At 67.8% G+C, this 21637-nt stretch carries 18 protein-coding genes and 1 pseudogene; 12 read left to right on the forward strand and 7 right to left on the reverse strand.

Translation table 11 applies throughout. From position 1 onward, the window contains the following. The 4 genes and pseudogenes from L880_RS36315 to L880_RS0108285 all read right to left on the reverse strand — a co-directional run. Window positions 1-131 (reverse strand): annotated as a pseudogene (locus tag L880_RS36315) (branched-chain amino acid ABC transporter substrate-binding protein); the annotation flags it as partial. 150 nt (window positions 132-281) lie between these two features. Then, window positions 282-581: a hypothetical protein gene (locus L880_RS0108275; RefSeq protein WP_043328978.1), complete on the reverse strand. Its 300-nt coding sequence runs from the start codon at window positions 579-581 to the stop codon at window positions 282-284. Beyond that, window positions 581-1015, reverse strand: coding sequence for a DNA polymerase III subunit chi (locus tag L880_RS0108280; protein ID WP_027475283.1), 435 nt, complete (start codon window positions 1013-1015; stop codon window positions 581-583). Before L880_RS0108280 ends, L880_RS0108275 begins: the two co-directional genes overlap by 1 nt. Continuing rightward, window positions 1012-2607, reverse strand: a complete 1596-nt coding sequence (locus L880_RS0108285; RefSeq protein WP_027475284.1) for a leucyl aminopeptidase — start codon at window positions 2605-2607, stop codon at window positions 1012-1014. The genes L880_RS0108280 and L880_RS0108285 overlap by 4 nt, the downstream gene beginning before the upstream one ends. Before the next feature lie 22 nt (window positions 2608-2629). Here L880_RS0108285 and lptF point away from each other — a divergent pair, with 22 nt between their 5' ends. The 5 genes from lptF (at window position 2630) to L880_RS0108310 (ending at window position 7448) form a co-directional block, all read left to right on the forward strand. Then, window positions 2630-3736 (forward strand): LPS export ABC transporter permease LptF, encoded by a 1107-nt coding sequence (gene lptF / locus L880_RS0108290; RefSeq protein WP_027475285.1) that lies wholly within the window; start codon window positions 2630-2632, stop codon window positions 3734-3736. Next, window positions 3733-4830 (forward strand): LPS export ABC transporter permease LptG, encoded by a 1098-nt coding sequence (gene lptG / locus L880_RS0108295; RefSeq protein WP_027475286.1) that lies wholly within the window; start codon window positions 3733-3735, stop codon window positions 4828-4830. Before lptF ends, lptG begins: the two co-directional genes overlap by 4 nt. 37 nt (window positions 4831-4867) lie before the next feature. Next, window positions 4868-5227 carry a sirohydrochlorin chelatase gene (locus L880_RS0108300; RefSeq protein WP_027475287.1) on the forward strand — a complete coding sequence of 120 codons (360 nt, stop codon included), beginning with the start codon at window positions 4868-4870 and terminating at the stop codon, window positions 5225-5227. Window positions 5228-5299: 72 nt separating this feature from the next. Then, window positions 5300-6241, forward strand: coding sequence for a CysB family HTH-type transcriptional regulator (locus L880_RS0108305; RefSeq protein ID WP_019575161.1), 942 nt, complete (start codon window positions 5300-5302; stop codon window positions 6239-6241). A gap of 28 nt (window positions 6242-6269) precedes the next feature. Then, window positions 6270-7448 (forward strand): pyridoxal phosphate-dependent aminotransferase, encoded by a 1179-nt coding sequence (locus L880_RS0108310; RefSeq protein ID WP_027475288.1) that lies wholly within the window; start codon window positions 6270-6272, stop codon window positions 7446-7448. A gap of 27 nt (window positions 7449-7475) precedes the next feature. On the opposite strand, the gene L880_RS0108315 is transcribed toward L880_RS0108310, so the two are convergent. Further along, a complete protein-coding gene (locus L880_RS0108315) occupies window positions 7476-8702 on the reverse strand; it encodes a cyclic di-GMP phosphodiesterase (RefSeq protein WP_027475289.1) in 1227 nt (408 codons plus the stop codon). Window positions 8703-8869: 167 nt separating this feature from the next. On the opposite strand from L880_RS0108315, the gene L880_RS0108320 reads away from it, so the two are divergent. From L880_RS0108320 to L880_RS31990, 6 genes are all read left to right on the forward strand, one after another. Further along, window positions 8870-9142: a hypothetical protein gene (locus L880_RS0108320; protein WP_027475290.1), complete on the forward strand. Its 273-nt coding sequence runs from the start codon at window positions 8870-8872 to the stop codon at window positions 9140-9142. Between the two features lie 43 nt (window positions 9143-9185). Then, window positions 9186-9557 (forward strand): hypothetical protein, encoded by a 372-nt coding sequence (locus L880_RS0108325; RefSeq protein WP_027475291.1) that lies wholly within the window; start codon window positions 9186-9188, stop codon window positions 9555-9557. A gap of 110 nt (window positions 9558-9667) precedes the next feature. Then, a complete protein-coding gene (locus tag L880_RS0108330; RefSeq protein ID WP_027475292.1) occupies window positions 9668-11113 on the forward strand; it encodes a TolC family protein in 1446 nt (481 codons plus the stop codon). A gap of 2 nt (window positions 11114-11115) precedes the next feature. Beyond that, window positions 11116-12633, forward strand: coding sequence for a multicopper oxidase family protein (locus tag L880_RS31985; protein ID WP_043328982.1), 1518 nt, complete (start codon window positions 11116-11118; stop codon window positions 12631-12633). Between the two features lie 106 nt (window positions 12634-12739). Beyond that, window positions 12740-13786 (forward strand): P1 family peptidase, encoded by a 1047-nt coding sequence (locus tag L880_RS0108340; protein WP_211245298.1) that lies wholly within the window; start codon window positions 12740-12742, stop codon window positions 13784-13786. Between the two features lie 9 nt (window positions 13787-13795). After that, the gene (locus L880_RS31990; protein ID WP_051443173.1) at window positions 13796-15208 is read left to right on the forward strand and encodes a TAXI family TRAP transporter solute-binding subunit; all 1413 of its coding nucleotides are present in this window, start codon (window positions 13796-13798) and stop codon (window positions 15206-15208) included. 56 nt (window positions 15209-15264) lie between these two features. On the opposite strand, the gene L880_RS0108350 is transcribed toward L880_RS31990, so the two are convergent. Both L880_RS0108350 and ettA read right to left on the reverse strand, forming a co-directional pair. Beyond that, window positions 15265-17871: a DUF1631 family protein gene (locus L880_RS0108350; protein WP_027475294.1), complete on the reverse strand. Its 2607-nt coding sequence runs from the start codon at window positions 17869-17871 to the stop codon at window positions 15265-15267. Window positions 17872-17950: 79 nt separating this feature from the next. Continuing rightward, a complete protein-coding gene (gene ettA / locus L880_RS0108355) occupies window positions 17951-19612 on the reverse strand; it encodes an energy-dependent translational throttle protein EttA (RefSeq protein ID WP_027475295.1) in 1662 nt (553 codons plus the stop codon). A 231-nt stretch (window positions 19613-19843) separates the two neighbouring features. Between ettA and L880_RS0108360 the strand changes: the two genes are divergently transcribed. After that, window positions 19844-21637, forward strand: a complete 1794-nt coding sequence (locus L880_RS0108360; RefSeq protein WP_027475296.1) for a DEAD/DEAH box helicase — start codon at window positions 19844-19846, stop codon at window positions 21635-21637.

Here is a 21637-nt window from a genome sequence, read left to right on the forward strand (position 1 = left end):
CCGTAGTGGGCCTGGGCACCCGACATCGGGGCGACGTGGCCGATCTTCACGACCTGAACGTCTTGTGCCGAGGCAGCGCCTGCCAGAACTGCCAGGGCAGCAACAGCGGTGATTTTCAACTTCATTTGCATAAGAGACTCCGAGATAAGTGCTGAGGTTGATCTTGACTCAGTGCGAAGCACGATAGCGCAATCCTCACGAATGAAACATCAGGGAACACGATAAGTTAAGAAAAACAACATCGATGACCTGAGGTGGATCAAACCGGGCTCACGGCCCTGTCATCGCGGTGAGGCCAGCTCCTGCGCCAAGGCCTCACTGAGCGAGCCTCGGACCACGGAGTCCAGCTCTTCGCGCAGCCTGGGCAGGAGGCTGCGCGTCTGCTCCTCGATCACATGGGTCACGGCCTGCCGCACCCGCTGCTCCAGCAAGGCGTCCACGCGCTGCATGACCCGGTGCACCAGTTGCTCTTCAAACGCCAGCGCGTCGAAGGCGGGCGGCGCCGCGGGCGGCGCCGCCACCTGCACCACCTCGGTCAGGGTGGGCACGAAACGCGGGGGAACTCGGGGGGGTTGGTTCATCAAGCACCTCCTTTGACCTGGATGTCGTGGCGCTGGATGGCATAGCCACGATCGGCATAGTGGCGCCAGCGGGCGCGCCCGGCCTGGCGGTCTGCGTCTTCGAGGCTGACCATCTCGATCACGCGCTCAAAGCGCTCGAAGCCGGACGGCACTTCAGCGCCGACATTGACCAGGACCTGGGGTTGGCTCTGCAGCGACAGGTCGGCGGTCAGCAGCACGGGGGAATGCTGCAGCACATGGGCTTCGGCACCCGCCGCACAGTGAGGGATGAACTCGTGGGGCGCCAGCTCCCACAGGCGCGTGTCCACCGTGCGCAACTGGGCCTCGGCCCCGGTCACGGTGACGCGCGCCCCGGCAGCCACCGCCTTGCGGATCAGCCGCAGCACATAGGGCAGCTTCTGCGGCATGTTGAAGTGGAAGGCGATCTCGGTCATGCCTTCTTGGCGGCGGACGGTTTGGCACGCGGTGCGCTGGCCTGGGCGATCACCTTGACGGGTGCCTTGGCGACGGCTTTGCCCGGCTTGCCGGCGGTCACGGTCTTGGCCGGCGCCTTGGCAGCGGGCTGGTGCGCATCGTGGTTGGCCTGGCTCAGCAGGTACTCCAGCAACAGGCCCACCGGTCGGCCCGTGGCCCCCTTGGCGCTGCCGCTCTTCCAGGCCGTGCCCGCGATGTCGAGGTGGGCCCAGGGGAACTTGCCGGCAAAGCGCTGCAGGAACTTGGCTGCCGTGACAGCACCACCGGCGCGCCCCGCCACATTGGCCACATCGGCAAAATTGCTCTTGAGGCCTTCGGCATAGTCTTCGTCCAGCGGCAGACGCCAGCACAGGTCTTGGGCCCGGTCACCGGCGGCCTGCAAGGCGTTGGCCAGGGTGTCGTCGGTGGCAAACAGGCCCGAGCGCACCGCACCCAGGGCCACCACGCAGGCCCCGGTGAGGGTGGCGATGTCGACCACGGCACGCGGCTTGAAGCGCTCGGCGTAGGTCAAGGCATCACACAGGATCAGGCGACCTTCGGCGTCGGTGTTCAAGACCTCGATGGTCTGCCCACTGAGGCTGGTCACCACATCGCCCGGCTTGAGGGCACGCCCGTCGGGCATGTTCTCGCAGGCCGGGATCAGGCCCACCACGTTGATCTTGGGCTTGAGTTCGGCCAACGCACGGAAGGTGCCCAGCACGCTGGCGGCACCGCACATGTCGAACTTCATCTCGTCCATTTCGCCGGCCGGCTTGATCGAGATGCCACCGGTGTCGAAGGTGATGCCCTTGCCCACCAGCACCACGGGTGCCTGGGTGCGGGCCGCGCCCTGGTAGCGCAGCACGATGAAGCGCAGCTCCTGCTCGGAGCCCTTGGCCACCGCCATGAAGGAGCCCATGCCCAGTTTGGCCACATCGCGCGGCAGCAGAATCTCGCATTGGACACCGGAGCCCCGGTTGGCCAGCGCCTTGGCGGCCGCCGCCAGATCGGTGGGCGTGGCATGGTTGGCCGGACGGTTGCCCCACTCCTTGGCCAGTTCAATGCCCAGCACGGCCGCGCTGGCCTGGGCCAGGGCGGCGCGCTGTTCGGCATTGGGGGTGGCGGCCAGACCCAGGGTCACTTTTTGCAACACACGGGCATCGGCGCGCGGCTTGGTGGCGGTGTAGACATAGCTGCCATCGGCCACGGCCTGGACGGCCGAGCGCACCGCTTGGGCGGAGACCTCAGCGCCGGCGAACACCAGCGTCAGGCGCTTGACGGATTCGGCCCGCACCGAGGCCACGGCCGCCTGCACGGCCTGACGAACGGCCTTGGCCGCGCCATCGCCCACACCGGCAAACACCACCCGGGCGCTGCCGACACCGGCCAGCCGGTAGGCCGACAGCAGGCGGGCCGCCTTGGTGCTGAAGTCTTCGGCCTTGAGCGCCTGCGCCAGCACGGTGGACAGGGTGTCCGGGCCGGGCTTGAAGCCCTCGGGCACCAGGATCACCAGAAGATCAGCCTTCTCGGCAGCGGCCGCAGACAGGCTGAGGGGTTTCAGTTCAAAGTTCATAATCACCCTTTTATCTCGTTCTATGTTATTCCATTCAACTCTGCGCAAGGAACTGGCCCGCAGTTTCGGCGCCACGCTGGTGGTGCTGGCCACGGTGGTCATGACCATGATGCTGATCCGCACCCTGGGACAGGCCTCGCGGGGCGCCGTCAGCCCGTCCGACGTGATGATGGTGATGGGCTACACAGTGCTGGGCCATCTGCCCACCATCCTGGCGCTGAGCCTTTTCGTATCCATTGTCGGCACCCTGTCGCGCATGTACCGCGACAGCGAGATGGTGATCTGGTTTGCCAGCGGACGCGGCCTGGCCAGTTTCGTCTCGCCCCTGTTCCGCTTCGCCTGGCCCGTGCTGCTGGTGATCGCGCTGCTGGCCCTGGTGGGCTGGCCCTGGTCCAACCAGCAGGTGCAGGACATGCGTGACCACTATGAGAAGCGCGGCGACGTGGAGCGGGTGGCGCCAGGCCAGTTCCAGGAATCGGCGAACGGGGCCCGGGTGTTCTTTGTGGACAAGCAGACCAATGACAACACCAGCGGCAGCAATGTGTTCATTGCCGCCCAGGAACATGGCAAGGAAGCCGTCACCTCGGCCCGTACGGCACGCATCGAAACCCTTCAGCAGGGGCGCTATGTGATGCTCAGCCAGGGCCAGCGCATGGAGCAGCTGATGAGCGACGGCAGCATCAAGGTCAGCGATTTCAGCGAATACGGCACCCTGGTCGGCAGCAACAACCTGAGCGACGCCGATGACGGACCGACCAAGGCCCTGTCCACCCTGCGCCTGTTGCGCGACCCGACCCCGCCCAACCTGGGCGAGCTGACCTGGCGCCTGGGCCTGGCCCTGGCCGGCCTGAACTTTGTGGTGCTGGCCCTGGCCGTGTCGGTGGTCAACCCGCGTGCCGGGCGCGCCGGCAGCCTGGTGTTCGCGCTGTTCGCGTTCGTGGTTTATTACAACTTCATCAACCTGGGGCAGAACTGGGTGGCCAACGGCAGCATCCAGGCGGCTCAGTTCATGCTGCTGCTGCACGGCGGTGCCGGTGTGGTGGGCCTGGCCCTGCTGGCCAAGCGCCACTACAACTGGAGCTGGCGCCACCTGCTGCTGCGCCGACTGAGCGCTGGGGAGCCGGCATGAACACCATCCGCCGCTACCTGTATGGGCAGATCCTGAGCGCGGTGTCCTTCGTGACCCTGGGCTTTCTGGCGCTGTTCTTCTTTTTCGATCTGGTCGACGAGTTGCGCTGGGTGAACCAGGGCAGCTACCACATCACCCAGGCCCTGATGTATGTGGGCCTGGCGATTCCCAGCCACCTGTATGAGCTGTTCCCGATCACCGTGCTGATCGGCACCATCTTCGTGATGGCCAACCTGGCGCAAAGCTCCGAGTTCACCATCCTGCGCACCAGCGGCCTGGGTCCCTGGCGCGCCCTGGGCACCCTGCTGACGCTGGGCCTGGCCTTTGTGCTGACCACCTTTGCCGTGGGCGACTACCTGGCGCCCGCTGCCGAACGGGCCGGGCAACTGATGAAGGCCCGCTACCAGGGCCGGCTGACCACCGGCCAGACGGGCGCCTGGATGAAGGAGCGCCAAGCCTACAGCTCGTATGCCGTGAACATCGCGCGCATGCGCCCGGATGGGGGCATGCAGAAGATCCGCATCTTCGAGTTCGACCCGCAAGGGCACCTCGTGTCGATGACGCGGGCCGAGACCGGGCGCTTCAATCAGGACGACTCGTGGCAACTCGAGAACGTGCAGCGCAGCGAGTTTCCCAACGATGAGCGCTCCAGTGCCCGCATCGACCAGCGCAAGCTTCCCGAGCTTCGCTGGCCGACCCAGATCACGGCCGAGATGGCCTCGGCCGCCCTGCTCAAGCCCGACCGCATGCGCACGATTGACCTGTTCGAGTACATCCAGCATCTGGACGCCAACGGACAGAGCGCCCAAAGCTACGAGATCGAGTTCTGGCGCAAGGTGTTCTACCCGCTGAGCTGCCTGGTGATGGTGGTGCTGGCCCTGCCCTTTGCCTACCTGCACTTCCGCTCGGGCGGCATTGCCACCTATGTGTTCGGTGGTGTGATGGCGGGCATCAGCTTCTTTCTGCTCAACAACGTGTTCGGCTACATCGGCAACCTGCAGAACTGGGTGCCCTGGGTGGTGGCCGCCGCGCCCGGACTGATTTATTCACTGATGTCGCTGGCCGCTTTTGGCTGGCTGGTGCTGCGCCGCTGACCCCACAGCCTGCAGCCCGAGAAAGTACCCCCACCCCATGACCGCCATCATCCTGTTTGCCCATGGCTCGCGCGACCCGGCCTGGGCGCGCCCGATCGAGGCCGTGGCCCAGCGCGTGCGCGAGCGTTCGCCCGGCACCCCGGTGACCTGCGCCTACCTCGAACTCACCTCCCCCAGCCTGCCCGAGGCCGCCGCAGCGCTGATCGCCCAGGGCGCCACGCGGGTGCGCGTGGTGCCCATGTTCCTGGGTGTGGGCCGCCACGCCCGCGAAGACCTGCCCGTGCTGATGGCCGAACTGGCCCGCCAGCACCCGGCGGTGGCCTTCGATCAAAGCGATGCCGTGGGTGAACACCCCGACATCCTGGACGCCCTGGCCGTGGTCGCCCTGGCACCGTGAAGAGGGTCTGGGGCCGCCGGATTCATTAGACTTCTGCAGCATAATGCCCAGCATCTTTAGCCGATATTCGATATGAACCTGCACCAATTCCGCTTCGTCCAGGAGGCCGCCCGGCGCAATCTGAACCTGACCGAAGCTGCCAAGGCGCTCCACACCTCGCAGCCCGGCGTGTCCAAGGCCATCATCGAGCTCGAAGAGGAATTGGGGGTTGAGATCTTTGCCCGCCACGGCAAGCGCCTCAAGCGCATCACCGAGCCGGGGCAGCACGTGCTCAAGAGCATCGAACTGATCATGCGCGAAGTGGGCAACCTGCGCCGCATCGGCGAGCAGTTCAGTGCCCAGGACAGCGGCACCCTGTCGATCGCCACCACCCACACCCAGGCCCGCTATGTGCTGCCGGTGCCGGTGGCGCGGCTGCGCGAGGCCTACCCCAAGGTCAATGTCAGCCTGCACCAGGGCGCCCCCGATCAAGTGGCCCGCATGGTGCTCGACGAGGTGGCGGAGATCGGCATCGCCACCGAATCGCTGGCCGACTATGCCGACCTGGTCACCCTGCCCTGCTACGAATGGCAACACGTGCTGGTGCTCCCGCCGGAGCACCCCCTGGTGCAGAAAGAGCGCCTCAGCCTCGAAGACATTGCCAACGAGCCGCTGATCACCTACCACCCCTCCTTCACGGGCCGCACGCGCATCGACCAGGCCTTTGCCGCCAAGAAGCTGCAGCCCCGCATCGCCCTGGAAGCCATCGACTCCGACGTGATCAAGACCTATGTGCGCCTGGGCCTGGGCGTGGGCATCGTGGCCGAGATGGCGGTGCGCGATGACCCGATCGGCGACCTGGCCGTGCGCCCCATGGGTCACCTGTTCGGTCAGAACGTGGCCCGCGTCGCCTTCAAGCGCAGCGCCTACCTGCGCAATTTCGTGTACAAATTTGCCGAGTTGCTGAGCGACCGCCTCAGCCGCGAACTGATCGCCAAGGCCTTGAGTGGCCATGTGAACGATTACGAACTCTGATCTGAACCCACTTCATCCGTCGTCCGCCATGAGCACCAACGCCAGCCCGGCCACCGGCCGCACCCCTCCGCTGCAAACCAAGCTGCCCGCTGTGGGCACCACCATCTTCACGGTGATGTCGGCCCTGGCCACCGAGACCGGCGCCGTCAACCTGGGCCAGGGCTTCCCCGACTTCAACTGCGACCCACGCCTGGTGGACGATGTGACCCAGGCCATGCAGCAGGGCCTGAACCAATACCCCCCCATGGCCGGCGTGCCGGCCCTGCGCGAGGCCATCTCGCGCAAGATCGAAGCCCTGCATGGCCGCCACTACAGTGCCGCCGACGAGATCACGGTCACGGCCGGCGCCACCCAGGCCATCATCACCGCCGTCCTGGCCATCGTGCGGGCCGGCGACGAAGTCATCGTGCTGGAGCCCTGCTACGACAGCTATGTGCCCAACATCGAGCTGGCCGGCGGCGTGGTGGTGCGCGTTCCGCTCTCGCCCGGCACCTTCCGCCCCGACTTTGACCTGATCGCTGCCGCCATCACGCCGCGCACCCGGGCCATCCTGATCAACTCGCCGCACAACCCCAGCGCCACCGTGTGGAGCGAAGCCGACATGCTGCGCCTGCAGGAGTTGCTGACCCCCACAGACATCTTCCTGATCAGTGACGAGGTGTACGAACACATGGTGTTCGATGGCCAGACGCATCAGAGCGCGGCCCGCTTTCCCGGCCTGGCCGCACGCGCCTTCATCGTCTCGAGCTTTGGCAAGACCTACCACGTGACCGGCTGGAAGGTGGGCTATGTGGCCGCCCCGGCACCGCTGACGGCCGAGTTCCGCAAGGTGCACCAGTTCAACGTGTTCACCGTGAACACCCCGGTGCAGCATGCCCTGGCCCGTTACATGGCCGACCCCACGCCCTACCTGGACCTGCCGGCCTTCTACCAGCGCAAGCGCGACCTGTTCCGCGCCGGGCTGGAGCGCACCCGTTTCAAGCTGCTGCCCAGCGAGGGCAGCTACTTCCAGTGCGTGGACATCTCCGAGGTCAGCGACCTGGGCGAGGCCGACTTTGCCCAGTGGCTCACGCGTGAGATCGGCGTGGCGGCCATCCCGCTGTCGGCCTTCTATGGCAATGGCTTCGACCAGCGCGTGGTGCGCTTTTGCTTTGCCAAGAAGGACGAGACGCTGCAGGCGGCGCTCGACCGACTGGCCAAGCTGTAAGCCGCCACGAGCGCACGGTGAAAGCGCTCAGACCTCGGACCAGATCTCGTCGAGGTACTTGAAGCCCCACTTCTCCTTGTCTTCCACCGCCACGATCTTCTCGTGGTTGTGCCGACCGGCCAGGTCCAGCACCTGGCGCGAAATGGGCTCGTTCGACTTGAGCGAGAAAAACACCGTCACCTTGGGCGTGAGCAGCGAGCTGTCGTTCTGCTCCGTCACCACCCCCAGGCGGCCGGACTCCAGCCGCACCAGCGACCCGACCGGGTAGATGCCGATGCTGCGGATGAAGGCCTTGAGGATCACCGGGTCGAAATGGCCGGCCCACGAATTCATGCGCCGGATCGAGGTGCCCGGATCCCATCCGGCCTTGTAGGGGCGGTTGGAAGTGATGGCGTCATACACATCGCAGACGGCGCCCATGCGCGACATCAGCGTGATGTCGGTGCTCTTGAGCCGATGCGGGTAGCCGGAGCCATCCACCTTCTCGTGGTGGTGCAGTGCGATGTCGAGGGTGGCCGCCGTGGCACCGCCCCCCTCCTTGAGCAGCTTCCAGCCGGCCTCGGGATGGCGTTTCATGATGCCGTACTCGTCCTCGGTCAGGCTGCCGGGCTTGTTGAGCACATCCAGAGGCATCAAGGCCTTGCCCAGATCGTGCATCAGCCCGCCCATGGCCGCGTCGCGGCTCTGCGCGTCGTCCAAGCCGAGTTGGCGGGCCAGCGCCACCATCAGCGCACACACCGCCACCGAGTGCATGTAGGTGTAATCGTCACGGTTTTTCAGGCGCACGATGCTCACCAGGGCGCCCGGGTTGCGCATCACCGACGAGGTCACCTCTTCGACCAGTGGTACTGCACCATTGACATCGATGGCCTTGCCCAAGCGCACGTCGTTGAACAGGGAGGTCACCGCCTCGCGGCTTTGCAGCAGGATGCGCTTGGCCTGCACCAGCTCCTGGCTCATGCTGGTGCCCGCTTGCCGCACGGGGGCTGGCGGCCCTGCCGGTGCCGGTGCGGGTGCCGGGGCGGGCGGTGGCGCGGGCTCAGCCACAGCCACCGGCGCCGCTGCGGGCAAGCCGCAGCCGCGTGAAAGATCGATCCACAGCTCGCTGACCCCACTGGCCAGGATCGCATCCAGGTCTTTTTGATCTTCCAGCAAAAAGGCACTGCGCCAGAAAGGGTGGTTCAACCAGGACCCTTCGAACTTGTGCACATACATGCCGAGCCTCAATTGCTTGGCATTTATGAGTTTCAACATGTTTCTATTCTAGGAAGTGACGAGCCCGGTCCTGGCTATCAGAGCAAAAAATCAAGGCAATTCAACGAAAATGCCGCACGACAAGTGCTATTGCGATCAGAAATTTTGCAGCACCCCCGCCCAACGAACAAAGCCAACCGGTCCTCTGTCCACACGACCCTCCCCATATGACGCCACTGCAGCAACTTGACGCCTTGAATGCCCGCTTCGATGAATTTCGCCAGGGCCGCCTGCCCCCCCATGAGTTCAGCCGCCAGGCCCGGCAATTCGACACCTTGCTGGCGGCACTGCCGCCGGCGTTCAGCGAGGTCCAGGGCCAGTTGCTCGACCGACTGGAATCCTCAGCCCTGTTCTCGGAAGAAAGCTGCTCGTTCAGCCAGCAAGGCCTGATCGACCACCTGCAGGTCTGGATCGAGAAGGCCCGCAGCCGCCTGACTTGACCTGGCACAGAAAGCCCCCGCGGGCTCGGCTTATCATCACGCCATGCGTCGTCCCGGCCTGCTGCTGCTGATCTGTCTGCTCACCCTCAGAGTGTGGGTGGGCGACGCCATGGCCTTCGCCAGCCTGCCGACCCTGCAGGGCAGTGCTTCGATCGCGGCAACCGAGCAGCCCCTGCCGCCCTGTCACGAAGCCGCCGCATGGGCCACCGCCATGCCGACCGACCCCACCCCCGATGCCGGGCCCGCCGATCACGGTGGCCCGTGCAATGCCTGCCAGGTGTGCCATCTGCCACTGCTGGCCTTGGCCTTGCCGGCCTGCCTCGGCAGCCCCCTGCCCCAGGCCGTGCACACAGCGCCTGTGGTTCGCTTCCGGAGCGCCCACCTGGCGCCACACCTCAAACCCCCCATCGGCTGAGAACCCCCTTGCCCTGCCCCGCCAGGCTCCTTCGAGCCTGCGGTGCCGTGTCCGCCTGCCCAGGCCTTGTGCCAGGCGGCGTCTGTTCTCACGATTCCGGAGTGACCCTCATGTCCCAATCCCCGGGTGGCTGTCGCCGCCCTGTATCCCTTCTCGCGTCCTGCCTGCTGGTGGCCGGCCTGCTGGGCGCTTGCGCCTCGCCGGGCAGCAACGCCGATGGCTCCGACACACCCGAAGTGCGCACGCTGGTGCAACAGCACGGCGGCCCCGAAGCCAAGCAATGGCAAGCCCCGGCCGGCGAAAGCGTGGGCGACGCCCGCCAACGCCTGCTGTCACACCCCCTGGACGCCGACGCGGCCCAGCGCCTGGCCCTGCTCAACAACCCGAACCTGGAGGCAGCGCTGGCCGCGTTGGACGTCTCAACCGCCCAGCGCCAGCAGATGGCGCTGTGGCCCAACCCCACGCTGGGCCTGGGGCGGGTGGTGGAAGGCCAGCAGGTCGAAATCGAGCGCCTGCTGCGCATCGACCTGTGGAGCCTGGTCACCCTGCCCTGGCGCCTGCAGTGGCAAGACCGACAACTGGCCCTGGGCCGCCTGCAGACCGCCCAGGAGGTGCTGCGCCTGAACGCCGAGGTGCGCCGCGCCTGGGTGCGCGCCGTGGCGGCCCAGCAGACGGCCGACTACCTGGCCCAGGTGCAGGAGGCCGCCGAGGCGGCCGCCGAGCTGGGCCAAGCCATGGTGCGGGCCGGCAACTGGAGCCGGCTGCAACAGGCCCGCGAGCAGGCCGTGTTGGCCGACATACGGGCCCAGCTGCAACGCAGCCGCCTGCAGGCCCAGGCCAGCCGGGAACAGCTGATCCGACTGCTGGGCCTGGAAAGCGGCGAATTGCTGCAACTGCCCGCCCAGCTGCCGGCCTTGCCCGACGCCCTGCAGCCCGCCCCCGACTACGAAGCCCAGGCCCTGCGCGAACGGCTGGATGTGCGGGCGGCCCAGGACGAATACCGCCATGTGGCCGCCAGCATGGGCTTCACGCGGGTGACGGGCTATGTCAGCGCCTTCGAGCTGGGCGCGGGCTACAACACCGTGACCAGCCCGGGCAACCGCGACAGCAAGCGCATTTTTGAAATCGCCGTGCCGCTGCCGCTGTTCGACCAGGGCCAGGCCCGCCAGGCCCGTGCCGAGGCCCAGTTGCGCCTGGGCCAGGCCCGGGTGCGCGAGGTGGCCGTGCTGGCCCGCAGCGAGGCCCGCACGCGTTGGCAGGCCTGGCAATCGGCCTGGGCCCTGGCCCGGCACTATGAGACCGAGGTGCTGCCGCTGCGCCGCCAGCTCAGCGACGAAACCCTGCTGCGCTACAACGGCATGCTGCTCAGCGTGTGGGATCTGCTGAGCGAAACCCGCAGCACCCTGCTGAGCGTGAACGCCGCCATCGAGGCCCGGCGCGACTTCTGGCTGGCCGACACCGACCTGCGCCTGGCGCTCAACGGCACCTCGCCCGGTGCCCTGAGCCTGACCGCCCCCCAAGGCGCCGCCCCCACCGCCCCACCCCAAGGACATTGAACATGCAAAGACGACAATTCTTCTCGGGCGCGTTGGCCGGTGCCGTGGCCAGCGCCGCCGTGGCCCGCAGCGCCCTCGCCGCCCTGCCCGACCCCGTCAGCCAGACCGACGCCGACAGCGCCGCCCCCTGGCGCCCCGAGGGGGCGACCTACAACCCGGTGCTGACCCTGAACGGCTGGACCCTGCCCTGGCGCATGAATGCCGGGGTGAAGGAGTTCCACCTGGTGGCCGAGCCCGTGGTGCGGGAGATGGCCCCCGGCATGAAGGTCAATCTCTGGGGTTACAACGGCCAGAGCCCCGGCCCCACCATCGAGGTGGTCGAGGGCGACCGGGTGCGCCTGTTCGTGACCAACCGCCTGCCCGAACACACCAGCGTGCACTGGCACGGCCAGCGCCTGCCCAATGGCATGGACGGCGTGGCCGGCCTGACCCAGCCGGCCATCCAGCCCGGTCAGACCTTTGTCTACGAGTTCACCGCGCGCCGCCCCGGCACCTTCATGTACCACCCGCATGCCGACGAAATGGTGCAGATGGCCATGGGCCTGATGGGCCTGTGGGTGACCCACCCACGCCAGCGCCACCCGCACATTGCCAAGGTCGATCGTGACTTCTGTTTTCTGATGGCGGCCTACAACATCGAGCCCGGCTCGATGACGCCCCAGGTCAGCACCATGCTCGACTTCAACCTCTGGACCTGGAACAGCCGGGTGTTTCCGGGCATCGACAGCCTCAACGTGCGCCAGGGCGACCGGGTGCGCATCCGGGTGGGCAACCTGACCATGACCAACCACCCACTGCACCTGCATGGCCATGAGTTCACGGTCACCGGCACCGATGGCGGCCCCGTGCCCCCCTCGGCCCGCTGGCCGGAGGTGACCACCGATGTGGCCGTGGGCCAGGTGCGGCAGATCGAGTTCGTGGCCGACGAGGAAGGCGACTGGTCGCTGCACTGCCACAAGAGCCACCACACCATGGGCCCGATGGGCCACGCCGTGCCCACCATGATCGGTGTGGACCAGCGCGCCGTGCTGGACAAGATCCAGAAGCTGGTGCCCGACTACATGCCCATGGGCGACCGGGGCATGGCCGACATGGGCGCCATGCGCATGCCCCTGCCCGAGAACACCCTGCCCATGATGACCGGCACCGGCCCCTACGGCCCGCTGGAGATGGGGGGCATGTTCAGCCTGCTCAAGGTGCGGCGCGGGCAGAAACCCGGCGACTACAGCGACCCCGGCCCCTTCCATCCCCCTGCCGGCAGCGTGGCCCGCGAGTGGACCGGCCCGCTGCCCGAGCCGGTGCGGGCCAAGGGCAGCCCGCCGGCGGCCCCGGCAGCCAACACACAGGGCGCCATGCACCACCACGGGCATGACCATGGACAGGCGGCAGGCGCGGCCGGCGATCATTCAGCCCACGGTACCCAGGCCGTCGAAGCAGCGCCCCCCGCCGCCAGCCCGCCGGTGCCGGAACCCGGTCTGCCCAGCGTGCGCAAGCCAGCCGCAGGCGCCCATGTGCACTGAGAAGGTCCACGGGGTCTGACGAGGTCAGAGGCGCTCAGGCCCCCGGCTTGACGCCCGGCAGCGCCCATAATCGGGCGCTGCCCGTCATCGCCACCCGCCCAACCCCATGACCACCGCCGTTCGTTCCCCCCGCTCCACCCCACCCACAGCGCCACGCCGCCGCCACCCCGGCAGCATCACCGAGGTACCCGGCATCGAGGTGGGGCATTTCACCGACCCGCGCCGCCCCACCGGCTGCACCGCCATCCTGGCGCGCGACGGGGCGGTGGCCGGGGTGGACGTGCGCGGCGCCGCCCCGGGCACCCGTGAAACCGATCTGCTCGACCCCTCGAACCTGGTGCAGCAGGTGCATGCCATCGTGCTGGCCGGCGGCAGCGCCTGGGGGCTGGAGGCCGCCACGGGCGCCGTGCGCTGGCTGGAGCAACAGGGTGTGGGCTTCAACGTGGGCGTGGGCCGGCTGCCCATCGTGCCCTCGGCCGTGTTGTTCGACCTGCTGGTGGGCGACATGCGCATCCGCCCGGACGCCGCAGCGGGCTATGCGGCCTGCTCGGCAGCCGGCACCCGCCGCCCGGCCGAAGGCAATGTGGGCGCCGGCACGGGTGCCGCCGTGGGCAAGATCTTCGGCATCGACCGGGCCATGAAGGGGGGCGTGGGCACGGCCTCTTTGACGGTGGCCGGCGTCACCGTGGGCGCGCTGGTGGCCTGCAATGCGCTGGGCGACGTGATCGACCCGGACACCGGCGCCGTGGTCGCCGGGGCTCGGACCCTGAACGGCAAGGGCCTGCTGGACAGCCGGCGCGCCCTGCTGCGCGGCGAGCCCCCCAAACCCTTGCTGCCCGGCACCAACACGACCCTGGCCGTGCTCGCCACCGACGCCCCGCTGAGCAAGGCCCAGGCCCATCGCCTGGCCGTCTCGGGGCACGACGGCCTGGCCCGGGCCATCAACCCGGTGCACACCCCCTCGGATGGCGACACCGTGTTCGCGCTGGCCACCGGCCGCGCCGCCAACTCGCCGGGCATGATGGTGCTGGCCACGCTGGCCGCCGAAGTCACCGCCCGGGCCACGCTGAACGCCGTGCTGGCCGCCCGGGGCCTGAGCACGGCCGAAGGCCTGCACCTGCCCGCCGCAGCCGATCTGCGCCGGGTTCGCTGAGGGGTCACCATGTCCAAGCTCTCACGCACCCTGCGTTATTACCTGCTCACCCTGCGCGACCTGCTGGTCTCGGCCGGGCCGATCGCGCTGTTGCCGGTGCTGCTGCTGGGGCTGGCCTACTGGTGGCTCAACCCCAACCCGCCGCGCGAGGTGACCCTGGCCACCGGCCCGGCCCAGAGCGCCTACGAACGCTTTGGCAAGGCCTATGCCGAGGCCCTGGCCCGCGAAGGCATCACCGTGCACCTGCTGCCGTCCGAGGGCTCGGCGGCCAACCTGCAACTGCTGGCCGAAGGCCGCGCCGACCTGGGCTTTGTGCAAGGGGGCACGGCCTCGGCAGAGAGCGCCGATGATGATCAGGCCCTGGTGTCGCTGGGCAGCCTGTTTGTCGAGCCGATCTGGGTGTTCTACCGGCCCAACCCGGCCAGCCCCGAGCCTGCGGGCAGCAAACTCACGCTCAACAGCCTGGTCCAGTTGCGGGGGCTGCGCGTCAACGTGGGCGCCCCCGGCACCGGCGTGCCGGCCCTGATGAACCAGATGCTGCAGGCCAATGGCCTGGACCCGGCCCGGCTCAAGCTGTCGCACCTGGCCCAGACCGAGGCCACGGTGGCGTTTCTGGCCGGCGAGCTGGATGTGGTGGTGTTTGCCTCGGCCCCCGAATCGGCCTTTGTGCGCATGCTGCTGCAGACGCCCGGCGTGCAGCTGATGAACTTTGTGCAAAGCGAGGCCTATGCGCGGCGCTTTCCCTACCTCAGCCCGGTGACCCTGCCGCGCGGCATGGTGGACCTGGCGCGGGACCTGCCCGGGCGCGACCTGCGCCTGGTGGCCTCGACCACCTCGCTGCTGGCCCACGAAGACACCCACCCGGCCCTGCAGCAGCTGTTTGCCCAGCAGGCGCTGCGCCTGCACGGCGGGGCGGGCTGGTTCAACCGGGCGCGCGAGTTCCCCAACCTCAACCACAGCGAGCTGCCACTGAGCCGCGAAGCCGAGCGCGCCTACACCGAGGGCCCGTCGATCCTGCAGCGGCACCTGCCCTTCTGGCTGGCCAACCTGGTGCAGCGCATGGCCCTGGCCCTGGGCGTGATCGTGGCCATCGTGCTGCCCCTGAGCCGGGTGATACCCCCGCTGTACACCTTCCGCGTGCGCTCCCGGGTGTTCCGCTGGTACGGGCGCCTGCGCGACATCGAAGGCCGTTTCGACCGCCAGGAGGCCGACGCCCCCAGCCTGCTGGCCGAACTGGACGAGGTGGAGCAGCAGCTCAGCCACATCCACCTGCCCCTGTCCTACACCGACGAGCTGTACGCGCTGCGCAGCCACCTGCAGTGGGTGCGGCGGCGCCTGCGCGGCGAAACGGACGCCAGCATGCCCGGCACCGAACCCGGCAACCTACCCAACTACGCCCCCGCCAACAGCACCACGCCCTGAGCCGCACCGAAGCGCTGCGATCCCGGCGATCTCGGCGATCCCGTCGTGTTCAGCAATCAGCCCCGGCCCTTGGCGGGACGGGGCTCTGGCGCCGCATCGGCCCCCGGCGTGGAGACGGTGTTGCGCAAGGCGGTGCGTGCCACCTCGTCCAGCGCACCGGCCACCACGGGCTGGGTGCTGAGCACACGCATCAGGCCTTCGCGCATCATGCGTTCGCGCATGCGCCGGGTCATGGACTGGGTGCTGCCATCGGGTCGGGTGAACAGGAACAAGGTGCCATGCGGGCTGGCCCAGGTCAGCTGGGTGCGCTGCCAGCCCTTACCGGTGTTCATCTCCACCCAATTGCCCAACTCCAGCGCGGGCAGCTCCTCGTCGGCCAGCATCGGCAACAGGGGCACCGCCTCGTCCTCGGCGGGCTTTTCGGTGGGCAGGGTCAGGAAGCCCGAGTCCCGCGCCTCTTGCGGCGCCAGCCAGGCCGGGTTGTCATCCAGTTCGATCTCGGTGCGGCTGCCCGCTGCCTGCTCGGGGCTGGCCGTGGCCGGCTGGGCGGGTGCCGCGCTCGGCGCCGGTGCCTGCGCAGGCAAGGGCAGCTGGGTGCGGTAGCCCGCCTGGTGCAACACGATCAGCTTTTCGAGAAAGGCGCTGGTCTGCACCGGCGGGTAGTCGATGGTCTTGAGGCCCTCGCGCAAGCGGCCCAGCAGGCTGGGGATCAGCCGTGTCAGGCGCCCCGGGTTGCGCCGGGTGAGCACGGGCTGGGCGCTCCAGAGCAATTCGTCGACCAACGCCAGGTAATGCCCCGGGTCCCCTTCTGACGCCCGTTCGCCCAATCGGGCCTGGGCCATCACCTGGGCCCACGGGCCCAGCAGGAACTCACTCACCTCGGGAGAGACCTGCGCCAGGTCCGGCAAGGCGCGAATCTCCTGCCGGATGCGGGTGGCCAGCAGATTGCGTTGTTCGGCATGCAGCAAGGCCTTGACGGCCAGATCGCGCTTGCGGCGCTCGGCCTCCTGGTGCTCGTTCCAGGCGCGCTCCAGTTCCTTGAACGCCACCTCGAAGGGGCCGGGGCCATCGATGGCGGCCTTGCCCAGCATCTCCACCACCTGGCGCACCGGGGCCATGAAGGCCTCAAAGCCCGCAGCGCTCTCATTTTCAAACGCCAGGCTGCGCTGGGTCAGCTCATCGAGCAGGCGGCGCGCCGGATGCGCCTTGTCGCTGAAAAAGCGCTGATCGGCCACCACCAGTTGGGCCAAGGGGGTTTCCAGCTCACGCACCGCCAGACGCACCGCCTGCGGCAGCCGGGCGTCACGCGTGATGTTGTCGATCATCAGGGCGACCACTTCCAGCGCCACCAGCGGCCCCACTTCCTGGCCTTGCTGGCGCAGCTGCTCGCGCAGTTCGCGCACACTGATCGGGCGGCCGATCGGGGCCACAGCCCCCTGGCGCTGTGCCAGGCGCTGCAGCACCTGACTCATCTCGCGCTCGTTGCTCAGGGCATCGAAAGCGGCCGGCAGGGTGCTGTCGAAATCGGTGTGCGACACCTCATCGGCCTCGGCCTCGGCTTCGAACCGCTGTTCGAACTGCTGGGCAAAGGCCTCCAGCCGCGCAGCATCCGGCCCCGCAGCGCGCGCCCCGGCCCCACGGGCAGGGCCATCGCTGGCCAGAAGACGCCGCAATTGGCCCACCGTGATGGCTGGCACGTCGCCCGAGGCAGACGGATTCGAGGGGCTCAGCGGACCGGGCTGGGACTGGGGCAAGGCATCCAGATACAGCGGCGGGGCCCCCGAACCGGTTCGGCGACCGGCGCTCGGCAAGCCCTGGGAGGCCGGGACACGATCGCCGGCCGAGGCTTGACGCGGCGCAGCCCCCCCCGGGCCCGCCCCGCCCACCCCAGGCGGCCCGCTGGACGCTGCGCCTCGGGGGGCGCTGCCTCGGCCCGCCGAGGGAGGGGCCTCCACAGGCAGGACATCCGGCACATACACGGGTCGGCTGCTGGCCTCCTGCTGGGCCACGGTGTAGAGGGCCGGCTTGATGCCGCGCTGCTTCAGCTTGTGGTTCAGAAAGCGGTAGAAATCGTTGAGCTCGGTACCCAGCAGGCTGCACATCTGCTGGGTCCACACCATGCGCACGGCGGCCGACACCGGCACGCTCTCCAGCGAAGCCTGCAGGGCGCGCAGGTACATCTCGGGGCGAAAGGGGTTGCGGTCGGGGATCACCACCGGCAGGCCTTGCAAGGCGCAGCTCAGGGTGTTGAGTTCGGGCAGCGTGGGATCGACCGCGTGCAGGGTCATCTGCAGGGCGCGCGCCAGCTCGACCCGGCTTTGCACCTGGTCCTCGTCCATCAGCTCCAGCTGGTCGAACTTGAGCTGCATCAGCGACTGGTTCTGGGATTTCTCCGTGGCGGCCTGAGGCGACTCCACCAGCCCCTGGTTGACCCGGGTCACAAAGCCGTCGACCAGCACCGTTTGATGGCGCCCCAACTCATCGATCGCCGCGGTGACCGCGTTGCGGTCGGTGAAGCTGCGCCCGGCGCTCTCGCGCTGACGCAGGTTGTGGCGGGTGAAATCGACCAGCTTCTCGATCAGCAGGCGCGCCTCGCGACGCGCGTCTTCCAGGCACTCCTGAAGCACGGCAGAGGGCGGGCTGCTGGGCGGCTGGGCGGACATGGACAGGCTCCTAGGGTACGGCCCGACCCGACACAAAAACGGGGCCATGGGGCCCCGTCATTGTTTCAGTTTTTTACGCTTATTTCAGTGCCTTGAATCGGACACGCTTGGGTTTGGCGCCTTCTTCACCCAGGCGCTTCTTCTTGTCGGCTTCGTACTCTTGGTAGTTGCCGTCGAAGAAGGTCCACTGGCTGTCGCCTTCGGCCGCCAGGATGTGGGTGGCGATGCGGTCCAGGAACCAGCGATCGTGGCTGATGACCAGGATGGTGCCGGCGAACTCGAGCAGCGCATCTTCCAGGGCGCGCAGGGTTTCCACGTCCAGGTCGTTCGAGGGTTCGTCCAGCAGCAGCACGTTGCCGCCTGCGATCAGGGTCTTGGCCAGGTGCAGACGGCCACGCTCACCGCCCGACAACAGGCCGACCTTCTTCTGCTGGTCGCCACCGTTGAAGTTGAAGCGACCGCAGTAGGCGCGGCTGGCCATCTGGAACTTGCCCACGGTGAGGATGTCCAGCCCGCCGGACACGTCTTCCCAGACGGTCTTGTCGTTGGCCAGCTCGTCGCGGTTCTGGTCCACATAGGCCATCTTGACGGTCTGACCCACCACCACTTCGCCCGAATCGGGCTGCTCGCGGCCCGCGATCATCTTGAACAGCGTCGATTTACCGGCCCCGTTCGGGCCGATGATGCCGACGATGGCGCCGGCCGGGATGTTGAAGCTGAGGTTGTCGATCAGCACGCGGTCACCGAAGGACTTGCTCACGCCCTTGAACTCGATCACCTGGCTGCCCAGGCGGTCGGCCACAGGAATGAAGATTTCCTGTGTTTCGTTGCGCTTCTGGTATTCGTAATCGCTCAGTTCCTCGAAGCGGGCGATACGGGCCTTGCTCTTGGCCTGACGGCCCTTGGCGTTCTGGCGCACCCATTCGAGTTCCTTCTTGAGCGCCTTGGCACGGGCTTCCTCGCCCTTTTGCTCGGACTCCAGGCGGGCCTGCTTCTGGTCCAGCCAGGTGCTGTAGTTGCCCTTGTAGGGAATGCCATGGCCCCGGTCGAGTTCCAGAATCCACTCGGCGGCGTTGTCCAGGAAGTAGCGATCGTGGGTGATGGCCACCACGGTGCCCGAGAAGCGGGCCAGGAACTGCTCCAGCCAGTCGACCGATTCGGCGTCCAAGTGGTTGGTGGGTTCGTCGAGCAGCAGCATGTCGGGCTTGGACAGCAGCAGGCGGCACAAGGCCACGCGGCGCTTTTCACCGCCCGAGAGCTTGCCGATCACGGCATCCCAGGGCGGCAGGCGCAGGGCGTCGGCCGCGATTTCGAGTTGGTGGTCGGAGGCGTCACCGGCGGTGGCGATGATGGCTTCGAGCTTGGCCTGCTCAGCGGCCAGGGCGTCGAAATCGGCGTCTTCCTCGGCGTAGGCGGCGTACACCTCTTCGAGGCGCTGCTGGGCGGCCTTGATCTCGCCCATGCCGCTTTCAACCGATTCGCGCACGGTCTGCTCGGGGTCGAGCTGGGGCTCCTGGGGCAGGTAACCGATCTTCAGGCCGGCCATGGGGATGGCTTCACCCTCGATCTCCTTGTCGATGCCGGCCATGATCTTCAGCAGGGTCGACTTGCCCGAGCCGTTCAAGCCCAGCACGCCGATCTTGGCGCCCGGGAAGAAACTCAGCGAAATGTCCTTCAGGATCTGACGCTTGGGCGGCACGATCTTGCCGACTCGGTTCATGGAAAAAACGTATTGGGCCATGTTCTGCTTTGATGGAAAAAGTGACGAATCAATCCGTGATTATCGACTCATGCGACAATCCCCCTCGTTGCGCTCACCAGTAAACGCAACATCAGCGATCTGCTGCGGGCCAGAAGGGCCTGAACCAAGCCCTTGCCTGACCCACCCTGAAGTTCATCTGCCTAGACTGGCCCAGCGCTGCCAAGCGCCTGGACAGGCCGATTCCCCAGTGCCCGGCAAGGGCACCACACCATGACTTTTGACGATCTGAACCTCGCTCCGGCGATTCTCAAAGCCGTTAGCGAACAAGGCTACGAAAACCCGACCCCCATTCAGGCACAGGCGATTCCCGCCGTGCTCGAAGGCCAGGATCTGCTGGCAGGTGCCCAGACCGGCACCGGCAAGACCGCCGCCTTCACCCTGCCCGTGCTGCACAAGCTGAGCCTGGGCAACCGCGCCACCAACCGCACGGGCGGCGTCGGCATCCGCGCCCTGGTGCTCACCCCCACCCGCGAACTCGCGGCCCAGGTGGAAGAGTCGGTGCGCGACTACGGCAAGTACCTGCAACTGACATCCGCCGTCATCTTCGGCGGCGTGGGCATGAACCCGCAGATCAGCACCCTCAAGCGTGGCGTCGACATCCTGGTGGCCACACCGGGCCGTCTGCTCGACCTGCAGCAACAGGGCCACCTGGACCTGTCCAGCGTGCAGATCCTGATCCTGGACGAAGCCGACCGCATGCTCGACATGGGCTTCATCCACGACGTGAAGAAGGTGCTGGCCCTGGTGCCCAAGGAAAAGCAGAGCCTGCTGTTCTCGGCCACCTTCAGCGACGAGATCCGTGACCTGGCCGCCACCTTGCTGCGCAACCCGCAAAGCATCCAGGTGACCCCGCGCAACACCACCGTGCAACGCATCACCCAGGTGATCCACCCGGTGGGCCGCGGCAAGAAGAAAGCCCTGCTGACCCACATCATCCAGGAGCACAACTGGAGCCAGGTGCTGGTGTTCACCCGCACCAAGTTCGGCGCCAACAACGTGGCCGAATACCTGACCAAGAACGGCATCAAGGCCATGGCGCTGCACGGCAACAAGAGCCAGAGCGCCCGCACCCAGGCCCTGCAGGGCTTCAAGAGCGGCGACATCCGCGCCCTGGTGGCCACCGACATCGCCGCCCGTGGCATCGACATCGATGAGCTGCCGCACGTGGTGAACTACGAAATCCCCAACGTCAGCGAAGACTACGTGCACCGCATCGGCCGCACCGGCCGTGCCGGTGCCAGCGGCGAGGCCGTGAGCTTGGTCTGCCTGGACGAAGAAGGCTTCATGCAGGACATCGAGCGCTTCACCAAGCAGAACATCGACGTCAAGGTCATCGAAGGCTTCGGCCCCGAACCCGGCGAGCGCGCCGAACCTATCGCCATGGGTCGCCAGACCATCTGGGGCGGCGCCGGCAAGCCGCCCAGCCGTGAAATCATGGCCGCAGCGGCCAAGGCGGCCCGTGCCGAGATGATGCAACGCATCCGCGAGAACAAAGCCGGCCAAGGCGGCGGCAACGGTGCAGCCCAGGGCAACGGCGGTGGTCGTGGCCAGGGCGGCGGTGCCGCCGGTGGCGGCCAGCGCAATGGCAACGGCCAAGGCCAAGGCCCCCGTGGCGGCCGTCCGGCCCGCGACGGCCAGGGTGAAGGCGGTGCTCAACGCGCCCAGGCGCCGCGTCCGCCGCGTGCCCCGGGTCATGGCCAAGGCCCGCGCGGCCCCCGCCAAGGCGGTGGCGGTGGTGCCGACCGTTTTGAAAGCCAGGCCGGCGTGCGCCACGACGCCTCCGCCGCACTGGCCAGCCTGACCGGTCGCGCTGTGCCGGCCCAGCGCAGCACGCCCGTGGGCCAGCCTGACCCGATGCGCACCAGCGTGGACAGCATGGCCGATCGCGGCCGGGGCGGTCGCGGGGGTCGCGGCGGCTTCGGTGGTGGTGGTGGCGGCCGCTCGGGCGGCGGCGGCTTCGGTGGTGGCAACCGCTCCGGCGGTGGTCGTTCCTTCGGTCGTTGA

This window comes from Curvibacter gracilis ATCC BAA-807 (assembly GCF_000518645.1).
Lineage (GTDB): Bacteria > Pseudomonadota > Gammaproteobacteria > Burkholderiales > Burkholderiaceae_C > Curvibacter > Curvibacter gracilis.